The sequence below is a fragment of the Rhizobium sp. CF142 genome (genome assembly GCF_000281145.1).
Taxonomy (GTDB): Bacteria; Pseudomonadota; Alphaproteobacteria; order Rhizobiales; family Rhizobiaceae; genus Rhizobium.
Genome location: NZ_AJWE01000009.1, coordinates 38,628 through 51,768, shown reverse-complemented (window position 1 = coordinate 51,768; position 13,141 = coordinate 38,628). Strand labels below are relative to the sequence as shown.

The window sequence follows — 13,141 nt, the reverse complement described above, 5'->3', positions numbered from 1 at the left end:
GTGCCTATATTTTTTTGCAGCACTGACGCCATAGACAAGAGCTGCCTATGGTTTATCCACACTATACAAGCACATTCGAACACGTTTATGAAGATGGTGCGAGCGACGGGGATCGAACCCGTATAGCCTAAGGCCGAGGGATTTTAAGTCCCTTGCGTCTACCAGTTTCGCCACGCTCGCGCGCCGTCCAGATCAACGACTTGGGTGGATTCGTCAAGAAAATGTTTGCGCGGCTCTGTGGGTGGCGGAAAAACCTGCTTACGTGAGCACTGTCCCAAAATAAAACGGCGGCCCAAAGGACCGCCGTTTCGCAGAAAGATCTAGACTGAACTCAGGCGAGCTTTGCAGCGATCTTGGCGACGTGCGCGCCCTGATACTTGGCGGCTTCGAGTTCGATTGCCGAAGGCTGGCGGGAGCCGTCGCCGTTGGTGATGGTGGATGCGCCGTAGGGCGAGCCACCCTTGACTTCTTCCGTGCCCATCTGACCCTGGAAGGCATAGGGAAGGCCGACATAGGCCATGCCGTGATGCAGGAAGGTCGGGACGAAACCAAGGATCGTCGATTCCTGGCCGCCGTGCTGCGTGGCGGACGAGGTGAACATCGAGCCGAGCTTGCCGACGAGCTTGCCGGTGAACCAGAGGCTACCGGTCTGGTCCCAGAAATTGCGCATCTGCGAAGTGACCGTGCCGAAACGCGTGCCGGAGCCGACGATGATCGCGTCGTAGTCAGCCAGTTCGTCAACGGTGGCAATCGGTGCTGCCTGATCGAGCTTGTAGTAGGAAGCCTTGGCGACTTCTTCGGAAACCAGTTCCGGAACGCGCTTGACGACGACATCAGCGCCGGCGGACTTCGCACCTTCCGCCACGGCATAAGCCATGGTTTCAATGTGGCCATAGGCCGAGTAGTAGAGGACGAGAATCTTCGCCATTGTTATCTCCATCAAGGATTGATTGAATTTCTTGACCGAGACCGTTCTAGCAGCGCATCCGGTTCAACATAGCCCTGCCCCCAAGAACTCACTGTTCACCGGTTGTAGACGAAATTTCACTTGCCGTTTCGTTTCGACCCTTGAGCCGCTTCGCTTTGCCGTTTGCAAACTGGCCAAACGGCGCTACCTATTTTCAAGCTTCACACCACGGAAATATCCCCATGAGCAATGAGACTGTCGTTACCGCCGCCATGCTAGCCATCGGCGACGAGCTTCTTTCCGGTCGCACCAAGGACAAGAATATCGGCCACCTCGCCGATATGCTGACTATTTCGGGCATCGACCTGAAGGAGGTGCGCATCGTCGCCGACGAGGAGGATGCGATCGTCGAGGCGCTGAACGCACTTCGCGGCAAATACGACTATGTCTTCACGTCCGGCGGCATCGGGCCGACGCATGACGATATCACCGCGGATGCCGTCTCGAAGGCCTTTGGCGTTCCCTGCGAGCACGACGCGGCGGCGATGGTGCTGCTTGCCGAAATGTATAAGCGCCGGGAGATGGAATTCACCGAGGCCCGCCAGCGAATGGCCCGCATGCCGCGTGGTGCTACCCATATCGCCAATCCGGTATCGACCGCGCCCGGATTCATCATCGGCAATGTCTATGTCATGGCGGGTGTCCCGCAGGTCTTCCAGGCCATGGTCGACAATGTGCTGCCGACGCTGAAGACGGGCACGCCTGTCCTCTCGCTCGCTATTGCCTGCCCCTATGGCGAAGGCGAGATCGGCACACCACTGGCGGCGATCCAGAAAGCGCATCCGGAAACCAGCATCGGCTCCTATCCGCGTTATGTGGGGCAGAGATTTTCAACGGAGATCGTGGTGCGCGGCCGTTCGCAGGATGTGATCGAGGCCGCAGGTGCGGAGGTGCGGGCCATGATCGAGGATATCAGACGCAGGAAGGACATTGCCGAAAACCATTCGGCGGACGCGTGAGGACTGTGTGCGGCCTTGATCATGGTCAAGGAACCGCAGCGCATTCCGGCGCATTCCCTTCCTCGCGGACCATCATTTCAGCCGCAAAGGAGAATTGATATGTCTTATAAAACCATTCTCGCCATTCTGGATACAGCAGACAATAGCCGCGCCGTCGCCGATTTCGCCTTTGCCATTGCCGCAGAAAGCGGCGCCCATGTGATCGGCCTGCATGCCGAAACGATTGCCGCCGTGCCGCTGGTCGCGCCGATGGAAATTCCCGATCCGGTCGCCGTGCAGGCGCTTCAGGACATGGCCCATTCAGAGACTATCGCGGTCGAGCGGATTTTCCGCGCCCGTGCGGAGGCTGCCGGCGCTTCCTTCGAATGGCGCGCCTTTGCGACGTCGACGGGATACGGCTCGGCGCCGCTGATCGAAAGCGCGCGCAGCGCCGACCTGCTGATCGCCTCGCAGGCCGATCCCGCAAGACCCTCCGACAGCCACGTGAATGTCGACGAATTCCTGTTCGAAAGCGGTCGCCCGGTACTGATCATCCCTTACGTCATCCGCCAGCCGAAGCCGATCAAGCGCGTGCTGATTGCCTGGAATGGCTCGAAGGAAGCGACGCGCGCCACCTTCGATTCCCTACCGATCCTGAAGGCTGCCGAAGAGGTGGAAATCTTCTCCGTCGATCCGGCCGAGACGGCGACACAATCGGCGACAATGGCCGGCGCCGAGATCGCCGCAACGCTTGCCCGCCACGGCGTGAACGTGACGCTTGCCACGGCCACAAGCGGCGACAAGAACGCCTCGCATGTCATCGAGAACCGGCTTTCGGACGACAGCATCGACCTTCTGGTCATGGGCGCCTACACACATTCCTGGCTCTGGCAGGCGATCTTCGGCGGTACGACAAGGACGCTTTTGCATTCCATGACGGCGCTGACATTGCTCTCGCGTTAAGGCCGCTCTTGCCTTTTGCCTCCAAATCCCGCTAATTGCGGCGACCGATGATATCAGGCTTCGGCATCCATCGCGCAGTTCCGGCTGCGCGATTTGCGTTTTGCCCGCCGATATTCACTCGGTCGCCGGCAAACGGCGTGTCGTCTCTATCATGCCGCGGAGCAGCCCGATGTCCCTTCCCGATAAAGCCTTTCCCGTTTCCTGGGATCAGTTCCACCGCGATGCGCGTGCACTTGCCTGGCGGCTCGCCGGCCTCGGTCAGGAGTTCAAGGCGATCGTCTGTATCACCCGCGGCGGCCTCGTTCCGGCGGCGATCATTTCGCGCGAGTTGAACATCCGCCTCATCGAGACGGTTTGCGTCGCGTCCTATCATGACTACGTCAACCAGGGCGACATGGTGCTGCTCAAGGGCATCGCGCCTGAACTGATGGAAAACGGCGGCGAAGGCGTGCTCGTCGTCGATGACCTTACCGATACCGGCAAGACAGCCGCCCAAGTGCGCGGCATGCTGCCGAAGGCGCATTTTGCCTGCGTCTACGCCAAACCCAAGGGCGTGCCGACCGTCGATACTTTCATCACCGAAGTCAGCCAGGACACCTGGATCTACTTTCCCTGGGATATGGGCTTCACCTACCAGGAGCCGATCGCCAAGGGTGCTCGCGGCTAACAGCTGAAGACGCGAACAACCTCCGGTTTTGCGACCGAAAATTGTCCCAATATTTGTCTCCCCGATAGCGGATTCCAGCCCCTGCTCGGTAACGTCCGTTTTATTTTATTAGCATAGTCTCAGGCAACTACCGGTCGTAAAGACCGGATGCAAAGTGGGGCTGAATGCGGTTGGGGAAGCGCAATGGCATGCTGGGGCAAGATTCGAACGGCAGCGGCCTTCGGGCTGATCGGCTGTCTGTTTCCTTATACGCCTGCCGGGGCCGAGCCGGCCTATATCGGCGTCGTGCGTGAATATGTCGAAACGCTCGTCCGGCCGATGGTCGAGGCGCCGGTTGTCGTGAAGGCGATCGAGGAGCAGAACGCCAAATTCGGCGATGTCAGCGAGATGGACATGCGAGTGCTGGACGAAACCTACCAGGCGGAGGTCGCCCAGGGCGATTTCCAGATGGTCAAGGCACTGATGGAAAAATCCGTCTCGCATTATCTCAAATCGAGACAGGATGATTCGCAGGGGACGATCCTCGAATTCTTCGTCACCGACTGTCACGGGCTAAATGTCGGCCAGAGCACCATCACGACGGACTACTGGCAGGGGGATGAGGAGAAGTTTCTCCAAACCTTTGCCCGCGGTTCGCAGGAGATCTATATCAGCCGGGCTGAGCGCGACGAGTCGACCCAGCTTCTCGAGACTCAGGCAAGCTTCGTGATCACCGACGAGGCGGGCAAGCCGATCGGCACGGCGACCGTCACGATTGCCATTGACGCCCTCTAGAAAGGGCTGATTTCCCTCAACGAATCGCCATGCGCATTTGCGTCGTAAAAGCCATCCTAACTTTTGCCGCAGCCGATTTTTTTAGCATTGCGGCCTTTCCCTTGCCCGAGCAGCGGCGCAAGCCCTTGTATTTTCAGGCTTACCCAGACTTTCCCCAATCTTCACAACAGCATCCACAAGATGTTGTGGTTAGCATTCGGTTACGTTCCACCCCTTGACGGAATCAGCGGTTTCAAACTTAATGTTTCAGATGTTGCGGCGGCGACTGAACCGGAGGTAACGAGACCGGTTCTTCCAAGAAAAATTGAACGCAGAATCAGGATGTTGGACCGTCAAGAGCGGTGACATCCGAAGGCATTTCTGCGCCTTATTTCTGGCCTCAAAAAGCGACATCGGGGACTGGTAAAAATAAGCTGTTAACACTATATTTAGTGTTTGCAGCCAGCCTCACCACAAGATACAGGAAAATCATCTCCGGATGACAATCCTGTCACAAGACGGAACGAGCACTGGCCGCGCGAAGGGACAACGCGTAGCTGGACGGGAATTTTGCGCCCTTTCGGGTGCCAACAAGAGGTTAAGAACATGCGCATCGAACGTCGGTTTACGAAGGCTGGTCAGGGCGCCTATGCGGATATCGAATTCCGCAAGGCGACGAGCGAGATCAAGAACCCGGACGGCTCGATCGTCTTCCGCCTCGAAAACATTGAAGTTCCCGCGCAGTTTTCCCAGGTTGCCACCGACGTTCTGGCGCAGAAATATTTCCGCAAGGCCGGTGTCCCTGCCCGCCTGAAGAAGGTCGAGGAGAACAGTGTCCCCTCCTTCCTGTGGCGCTCCGTTGCTGACGACGCTGCGCTGAAAGACCTGCCGAAGGACGAACAGACCGGCTCGGAAATCGATGCGCGCCAAGTCTTCGATCGCCTCGCCGGCACCTGGACTTATTGGGGCTGGAAGGGCGGCTATTTCTCTTCTGAGGAAGATGCAGCAGCGTTCAAGGACGAGCTTGCCTATATGCTCGCCACGCAGCGCGTTGCCCCGAACTCCCCGCAGTGGTTCAACACCGGCCTGCACTGGGCCTATGGCATCGATGGTCCCGGTCAGGGCCACTTCTACGTCGACCCCTTTACCGGCAAGATCACCAAGTCCAAGTCCGCCTACGAGCATCCGCAGCCGCATGCCTGCTTCATCCAGTCCGTTGAAGACGACCTCGTCAACGAAGGCGGCATCATGGACCTCTGGGTGCGTGAAGCCCGCCTATTCAAGTATGGCTCCGGCACCGGCTCCAACTTCTCCATGCTGCGCGGCGAAGGCGAAAAGCTTTCCGGCGGCGGCCGCTCTTCCGGCCTGATGAGCTTCCTGAAAATCGGCGACCGCGCTGCCGGCGCCATCAAGTCGGGCGGCACGACGCGCCGCGCCGCCAAGATGGTCGTCGTCGACATCGACCATCCGGATATCGAGGAATATATCAACTGGAAGGTCAAGGAAGAGCAGAAGGTTGCTGCTCTCGTAACCGGCTCCAAGATTGTCGCCCAGCATCTGAAGGCGATCATGAAGGCCTGCGTCAATTGCGAAGGCGACAATGGCGACTGCTTCGACCCGACCAGGAACCCGGCCCTGAAGCGCGAAATCCGCGCTGCCAAGAAGGACCAGGTTCCGGAAAACTATGTCCAGCGCGTCATCCAGTTTGCCCGCCAGGGCTACAAGGACATGGAGTTCAAGACTTACGACACGGATTGGGATTCGGAAGCCTATCTGACCGTCTCCGGCCAGAATTCCAATAACTCCGTCTCGATCAAGGATAACTTCCTGCGCGCTGTCGAAGAAGACGGCGACTGGAACCTGACCGCCCGCAAGGACGGCAGGGTCATGAAGACGCTAAAGGCCCGCGATCTGTGGGAAACGATTTCCTATGCCGCCTGGGCATCGGCCGATCCGGGCATCCACTTCAACACGACGATGAACGACTGGCACACGTCGCCGGCCGGCGGCCCGATCCGCGGCTCGAACCCGTGCTCGGAATATATGTTCCTCGACGACACGGCCTGCAACCTCGCCTCGCTGAACCTGCTGCAGTTCAAGGACAAGGCAACCAAGCGCATTAATATCGGCGACTACGAACATGCCGTTCGCCTGTGGACCGTCGTGCTCGAAGTCTCGGTCATGATGGCGCAGTTCCCGTCGAAGCGCATCGCCGAACTTTCTTACGAATACCGCACGCTCGGCCTCGGCTACGCCAATATCGGCGGCCTGCTGATGTCGACGGGCATTCCCTATGATAGCGCCGAGGGCCGTGCCATTGCCGGTTCGCTGACGGCGATCATGACCGGCGTCTGCTATGCGACATCTGCCGAAATGGCTGCCGAACTCGGGCCGTTCCCGAACTTCGCGCCGAACCGCGAGCACATGCTGCGCGTCATCCGCAATCACCGCCGCGCCGCTCATGGCGAAAACGCCGGCTATGAGGCCCTCTCGGTCAACCCGGTCGCGCTGATCCATTCGGAAAACCCGGACCAGGATCTCGTCGCCCATGCGAAGGCTGCCTGGGACAAGGCGCTCGAACTCGGCGAAAAGCACGGCTACCGCAACGCGCAGGTCTCGGTTATCGCACCGACCGGCACGATCGGCCTCGTCATGGATTGCGACACGACCGGCATCGAGCCTGACTTCGCTCTGGTAAAGTTCAAGAAGCTCGCCGGCGGCGGCTACTTCAAGATCATCAACCGCGCCGTTCCGGATGCGCTGCGCACGCTCGGCTATTCCGAAAGCCAGATCGCCGAGATCGAAGCCTATGCAGTCGGCCACGGCAACCTGAACCAGGCACCGGCCATCAACCCCTCGACGCTGAAGGCCAAGGGCTTCACCGACGAGAAGGTGGAAGCCGTCAATGCTGCTCTCAAGAGCGCCTTCGACATCAAGTTCGTCTTCAACCAGTGGACGCTCGGTGCCGACTTCCTGAAGACGACCCTGAAAGTCTCCGACGAACAGCTCGGCGACATGAGCTTCAGCCTGCTCGACCATATCGGCTTCTCCAAGAAGGACATCGAGGCTGCCAACATCCACGTCTGCGGTGCGATGACGCTGGAAGGCGCGCCCTTCCTGAAGAACGAACATCTGCCGGTCTTCGATTGTGCTAATCCGTGCGGCAAGATCGGCAAGCGTTACCTCTCGGTCGAAAGCCATATCCGCATGATGGCGGCTGCCCAGCCCTTCATCTCCGGCGCAATCTCCAAGACGATCAACATGCCGAACGAGGCGACCGTCGAGGATTGCAAGAATGCCTATATGATGTCCTGGAAGCTCGGCCTGAAGGCAAACGCCCTCTACCGTGACGGCTCCAAGCTGTCGCAGCCACTCAATGCTTCGCTGATCGAGGACGACAACGATGAGGACGCACTGGAAGATCTGATCCAGCAGCCGGCAGCGGCCCAGGCCGTGACGGTGACTGAAAAGATCATCGAGCGCGTGATCGAGCGTGTTTCCCGCGAACGCGAGAAGCTGCCGAACCGCCGCCAGGGCTACACCCAGAAGGCCGCCGTCGGTGGTCACAAGGTATATCTGCGCACCGGCGAATTCGGTGATGGCCGTATCGGCGAGATCTTCATCGACATGCATAAGGAAGGCGCTGCCTTCCGTGCGATGATGAACAACTTCGCCATCGCCATCTCGCTCGGCCTGCAATACGGCGTGCCGCTGGAAGAATATGTGGAGGCCTTCACCTTCACCAAGTTCGAGCCGGCCGGCATCGTCATCGGCAATGACGCGATCAAGAACGCCACGTCGATCCTCGACTACGTGTTCCGCGAACTCGCCGTCTCCTATCTCGGCCGCCACGATCTCGCGCATGTCGATACGTCGGACTTCTCGAACACTGCGCTCGGCAAGGGCATCCAGGAAGGCAAGACGAACCTGCTTTCCACCGGCTGGACCCGCGGCTACAAGCCGACGCTGGTCTCCAACACCGGTCTCGAACGTCAGGGCGGCGAGCCCAAGGGCGCGGCAACAGCCGCCCCCGCCCGCGCCTCCTCGATCGGCTCGGTGACCTCTTTTGCAGGTGCAGCAGCCCGCAAGCTGGAGCCGACGGTAGCCATCTCGACCTCCGAAATCGTCGCCTTCAAGCGCGACTATGAAGAGCGTGCCAAAGAACTGGCCGAGGAAATCGCCGAAGAGGTGATCGAAGAATCCGGCACCGAGGCAACCGCCCTCTTCTCCGACAAGGCCGCAGCCGATGCTGCATCCGCCAAGACGGAAGCCAAGAAGGTGGAAGCCGAACGCCGCGCCCGCTCGATCATGCAGGGTTACACCGGCAACATGTGCGGCGAGTGCCAGAACTTCACGATGGTCCGTAACGGGACTTGTGAGAAGTGCGACACATGCGGTGCGACCAGCGGCTGCAGCTGACTTCTTCGGGAGAATACAGTGTAGGGAGCCACTAGGTTTGTCACTACGCCATCCCGGCGTCATTAAATCAGCCATTTTAATTCCCGGCGGCTTCGGCTGCCGGGAAGAGCCCAGAACAGACATGAATTAATTACATCGGGGATGATCAATCGCGGACGCGGCCGCAACGAATAGTACAGCGCGAGTTGTCACGCGAGCAAATGTGAGGGCAAAAATGACCCATACGCCCGATGAAATCGCGACAGAAGTAGCGGATCTCATCTGCTCGCACGGATAACCCAATGCACGCGCGCGCGGCTAAAACGTATCACGTCATCTGGAAACGCCTCCCCGAGGCGGGAGGGTGCGCTTCCGGATGACAATTCAGGCGAACGCTCAGGTCCCATCGCGAAAGCCTACAGCACGTGGCGCCTCGCACGTGATGGCGGGGTTCCGATATCAAGTGCTTCAATCCGTGCAGGCGCTCGTATCGCTACGCGAAGGCGAAGAGCTGCTCCTCGAGGTCTCCGAGGACTTCACAGTTGTCTCAAAGGAGGCGGTTGACGACGTCCAGGTAAAGAACTCACAGGCGGAATCGGGACCGACGAGCTTCAGTTTTCAGTCTCCGGATATTGCTGCAGCGCTTAATCGATTTTGGGAAACCAGCGATGCTGCTCGAGCTCCTCGTCGACTGATCTTCATCTCGCGCGGTGGGGCCGCCGTCGAACGGCACCACCTCTTTCCGGACAACATGCCTGGATTGCGATACTGGCGAACGGCCGCGATCGACGCAGACACCCTACCTCTGCGGACCGCTCTGATTTCGATTCTCGGGGCCAGCCCCCTCGGACAATGGATCGAATCCGAGCCCACCGATGCGGAGCTCCGCGAGCGGCTTCTCCGCCGGGTCCAATGGGAACTTGATGCGGCCTCCGCGGACGAATTGTTTTCCTATCTCCGTGAGCAGATTGGGGAAATCTACCACAGCAGAAACCTACCAGTAATTTGCGCGAAGCCAGCAACAGCCTCCTTGATCGACCTAGTTTTTGAGACGGCCTCCAAGCCTCGCGCCGACAACAGACGCCTTTCTAAGATTGATCTGGCTCAAATCATGGAGGAGTGCGCGGCGGCTCATCTGGTCGCGCAGGCGGTCACCGGGATTACCCAGCCTTCCCTGCCGGTTCTCATTGAAAGCGCCGTGGTTTCGGAGTTGGAATACTTTACATCGGTCGCGACCCGGCGTGAAGCTCTCGACGCGATTGCCAACCAGACACGGGGGCAGCCGCTCGTCTGGATTCATGGCACGAACGGAATTGGAAAATCCACCCTTGCCCGTCTCGCCGCAACCGCGGCAGGCGGTCGATGGCTTGAGCTGGATCTGCGACCCTTTCAAACCGACAAAGCGGGATCGGTCGCCGCCTGGGCCCAGCTCACCCGAGCAATCGCCCTGTCCGAACCCTATGACGGCATTATCATCGACGATTTCGAAGGTGCCCCCGCAAACGCTCTCCGATCCCGGCTGAAAGCCTTGGCCCAATCCTTTGGCGGACGCGGTGCGCGCCTGATCGTGACATCTCACCATCAGCCGACGCCGGCCTACCTCAGTGATTGCAGAACGTCGGTGAGCAGTTCGTTCCAAGCTCCCTATTTCAGCGAGGACGATGCCGTTGAGATGGTAAGAGTACATCCCGCGCCTCGCGAGAACATGGTACTGCCGTGGGCAAAGTTCCTGCAGCTTACCACGAGCGGCGGTCATCCGCTGATGGTCGCCGCCAAATCCGCCAGCCTACGCGCACAAGGCTGGCCAGATTCCTCGCTTGCCGACGACGTTGTGAAACCTGGCGAGGCGCTACGTGTTACGCGGGAGGAGGCGCGTCGAGCGCTGCTATCGGATCTGTCGTCCCTTGACACCGCTCGGTCCCTTGATGCGGGAGATCTTCTCCGCAGGGTAGCCTGTGTGTTCGATCGCGTCGATGAAGGGCTTATCAGGAAGCTAGGCCACGCGACGCCCGCGCTCCGAACCGCGGGTGACGCTTTTGCGGTGCTGAAGGGTTCGTGGCTCGAGGAGCTTCCTGGTGGCGACCTTAGGATATCGCCACTCCTGGCCGATATTGGGAAAGAGGTCACTGACGAAGAGCGAAAGCTCTACCGGTGGGTCGCGGCTGAATACTGGGCGAGCGACGGGCCTTTGGACGCCCGAACCCTCCCCCTGTGTTTCTGGAATGCATTTCTCGGCGGGCACGCGTGGGTATTGATGCAATTGTGCGTGAGCATCTCTTCGATGCCGGCTGAAACACTCAGAGGGGCGGCAGCTTTGCTTGCTCCAATGGCCGTGTTGACGACGGATCGCCCTCTTCTTCCATCCAATCTCGCGGTTTCGATCCAGTTGCGGCTCTTGCAGTTCGAAGTCGCCGACGCGACAGAGCAAGGGCCGCTGGCCGCCACGATCGCAAGCCGTCTTGTGCAAGAACTCGACCTTATCGAGGACGGCCATCTACGAGTTCTTTTTGCGCATACCTCGATGACAAGATTCCTTATGGCCGAATCCGCTAAATTGGCCACTCAGGACAGAATTGCCTATGCGCTCATGGTAAGAAAATCCGAGCCGCGGATATTGGACCTGGGCGAAGGCAATATCCCCGATCCGAAGACGCTTCTGCCTTCGGAGTTCGGTGACGAAATGGATGCGGCCGACATCCTGTTTGCAAACATCGTCCGCCACATCGACAGTTCATCCGCGCAGCTTGAGGCCGTCCAGGCCCTCAATGCGATTTCGCAGGAAGATCGCAATCGCTTCCTCGACGCGATGAGCACAATATATGAGGGGGACAGCGTCTTCGTTCACTCGGGTTGGTCCAAGGACCAGCTAGGTGATGGCGACATGGAAGTTGCGCTGGCAAACTACGGGGAGTTTCAGCAGATTGCATCCGGATGGAATCGCGATGGACTCTTGCTCGAGGTTATCTGCGCCCAGGCAGTAATTTTGGACGAAGGACTTGGACGTACAGATGACGCTCTTGCACTTGTCGACCACGCCATAGGCAGCCATGGGCGTAATACGGTGCTTCTCCGTCAGAAATCGAAGTTGCTTGCGCACGCGGGGCGCCATGGCGATGCCGTTGAAGTCATGATTCCGATAGAAGCTGATGTAGCGGCTCGATCCCCCTTCGATCGAGCTCTCGCCCTTCTGGACGGCGCGATCTGGGCGGCTAAGGCCGGCCGCTTCCCTGACGCGATACGGATGATTAGCGGAGCGGAGGTCGCGATTTTCGAGGTGCCTGGCCGGATCGCCCTCGCAATCGGGATGATGTTGGAAGAAGCTTTGATCCGATGGAGATCGGATGATCGCGCCGGTGCTATAAGGGTGACGGCCGAGGCGCTTGAAGCGATATCGTTGCTGCCCGATGACGAGTCCTTCCAGGCGCTTCGTTCGCACAAGCTGGCGCGAGGTATGGTCGGGCTGTTCTTGTCCGAGCTGCCCGGCATGCCGGCTGCCTCAAAAATTCCCATAACTTTCGGGACCTCGACAGTTTTGCAGTCAGAGACAAAGGCACCGGCGAAGGAGGCGCTGACTGCGATCCCCGACCACATGCGGATCCTCGCGGTGATCGAGGTCAGTCTTGGCCTTGATGTGGGCGTAGAACGTCGGTCGTCGCAGATGCTGTCCGGGTCGACCGTGCCGCGGATCGAGCTTATGCTGCGACAGAGACAGTATGAGAACGCGACGCGATCCGGCGATCCGGCCGCGGCTCTGCGATCAGGAATCACTGTGCTTTGGGCCTATGTGGTTCTGCAGGGCATTTCACGAGATCAGCAGATCGCGGGACGGATCGATATCGAGAGGTATGCGGTCCCGGCTATATCAGAACTTCGGTCACTACCCGAAGTCGATCAAAAGCTCGACTTGTTGGTCGTCGATTTTGTCCTTTACGCCAAACTGAGCCAGAAACAGCTTAATACGTCCTTCTGGACGTCCTTTCGCGCCGCTGTCGAAACGGTGTTCGGCGATGGGCAGTCTCTTGAACGTCTAATTGACCTGCTCGAAGGCAAGCAGGTTAATTCGGCGCCCGCCTCAGGAGCCTATGCGATGGCCTATGTGGTGGGCATGACAGAAGAGCAGCAGGCAGGCAATCCGGCGCTGCGGTTCCAGCGCGACGTTCGGATACTCCAACACATAGCTCAGTCAGCCTCCATCGACCTTCTTGCGTCGGTGTTCATCGAAAACGAGGTTAGGCATTGGACATTCGTGCTTGAAAGTCAGCGGTTTCTGTTGCACCAGCCCTCTGCGAACGCGCCTGCTATCGGAGCCGCACTCGAATTTCTTTCTGGTAACCGTCGACTGGTGAACGTGGCGCGCCTGTTCGCCGCCTGCGCGCCTGCAGTCGGAATTGGGTTCGATACGAGCTGGATTGAATCGCTGGATCGGCTCTGGGCCTAGCAGCACGCCTCAACACC

General features: G+C 59.1%; 7 protein-coding genes and 1 tRNA gene. 6 read left to right on the top strand and 2 right to left on the bottom strand.

Translation table 11 applies throughout. The features are described from left to right. Positions 1 to 94: 94 nt before the first annotated feature. Both PMI11_RS02515 and wrbA read right to left on the bottom strand, forming a co-directional pair. Positions 95 to 180, bottom strand: a tRNA-Leu gene (locus PMI11_RS02515). A gap of 151 nt (positions 181 to 331) precedes the next feature. Next, positions 332 to 928 (bottom strand): NAD(P)H:quinone oxidoreductase type IV, encoded by a 597-nt coding sequence (gene wrbA, locus PMI11_RS02510; protein WP_007812977.1) that lies wholly within the window; start codon positions 926 to 928, stop codon positions 332 to 334. Positions 929 to 1,149: 221 nt separating this feature from the next. On the opposite strand from wrbA, the gene PMI11_RS02505 reads away from it, so the two are divergent. The 6 genes from PMI11_RS02505 to PMI11_RS02480 all read left to right on the top strand — a co-directional run bounded on the left by PMI11_RS02505 (position 1,150) and on the right by PMI11_RS02480 (position 13,124). Beyond that, positions 1,150 to 1,926: a competence/damage-inducible protein A gene (locus PMI11_RS02505; RefSeq protein WP_007812974.1), complete on the top strand. Its 777-nt coding sequence runs from the start codon at positions 1,150 to 1,152 to the stop codon at positions 1,924 to 1,926. Between the two features lie 99 nt (positions 1,927 to 2,025). Next, positions 2,026 to 2,868, top strand: coding sequence for a universal stress protein (locus PMI11_RS02500; RefSeq protein WP_007812971.1), 843 nt, complete (start codon positions 2,026 to 2,028; stop codon positions 2,866 to 2,868). A 169-nt stretch (positions 2,869 to 3,037) separates the two neighbouring features. Then, positions 3,038 to 3,535, top strand: a complete 498-nt coding sequence (gene gpt / locus PMI11_RS02495) for a xanthine phosphoribosyltransferase (protein ID WP_007812968.1) — start codon at positions 3,038 to 3,040, stop codon at positions 3,533 to 3,535. Between the two features lie 183 nt (positions 3,536 to 3,718). Next, the gene (locus PMI11_RS02490; RefSeq protein WP_007812965.1) at positions 3,719 to 4,309 is read left to right on the top strand and encodes a hypothetical protein; all 591 of its coding nucleotides are present in this window, start codon (positions 3,719 to 3,721) and stop codon (positions 4,307 to 4,309) included. 585 nt (positions 4,310 to 4,894) lie between these two features. Next, the gene (locus PMI11_RS02485; protein ID WP_007812963.1) at positions 4,895 to 8,707 is read left to right on the top strand and encodes a vitamin B12-dependent ribonucleotide reductase; all 3,813 of its coding nucleotides are present in this window, start codon (positions 4,895 to 4,897) and stop codon (positions 8,705 to 8,707) included. A gap of 355 nt (positions 8,708 to 9,062) precedes the next feature. Next, complete coding sequence (locus PMI11_RS02480; protein WP_007812961.1) at positions 9,063 to 13,124, top strand: hypothetical protein; 4,062 nt, start codon at positions 9,063 to 9,065, stop codon at positions 13,122 to 13,124. Positions 13,125 to 13,141 lie beyond the last annotated feature (17 nt).

Coding starts and splice junctions, on each gene's coding strand:
- PMI11_RS02490 (WP_007812965.1), top strand. CDS start 3,719: ATGGCATGCTGGGGCAAGATTCGAACGGCAGCGGCCTTCGGGCTGATC.
- PMI11_RS02480 (WP_007812961.1), top strand. CDS start 9,063: ATGACAATTCAGGCGAACGCTCAGGTCCCATCGCGAAAGCCTACAGCA.
- gpt (WP_007812968.1), top strand. CDS start 3,038: ATGTCCCTTCCCGATAAAGCCTTTCCCGTTTCCTGGGATCAGTTCCAC.
- PMI11_RS02485 (WP_007812963.1), top strand. CDS start 4,895: ATGCGCATCGAACGTCGGTTTACGAAGGCTGGTCAGGGCGCCTATGCG.
- PMI11_RS02505 (WP_007812974.1), top strand. CDS start 1,150: ATGAGCAATGAGACTGTCGTTACCGCCGCCATGCTAGCCATCGGCGAC.
- PMI11_RS02500 (WP_007812971.1), top strand. CDS start 2,026: ATGTCTTATAAAACCATTCTCGCCATTCTGGATACAGCAGACAATAGC.
- wrbA (WP_007812977.1), bottom strand. CDS start 928: ATGGCGAAGATTCTCGTCCTCTACTACTCGGCCTATGGCCACATTGAA.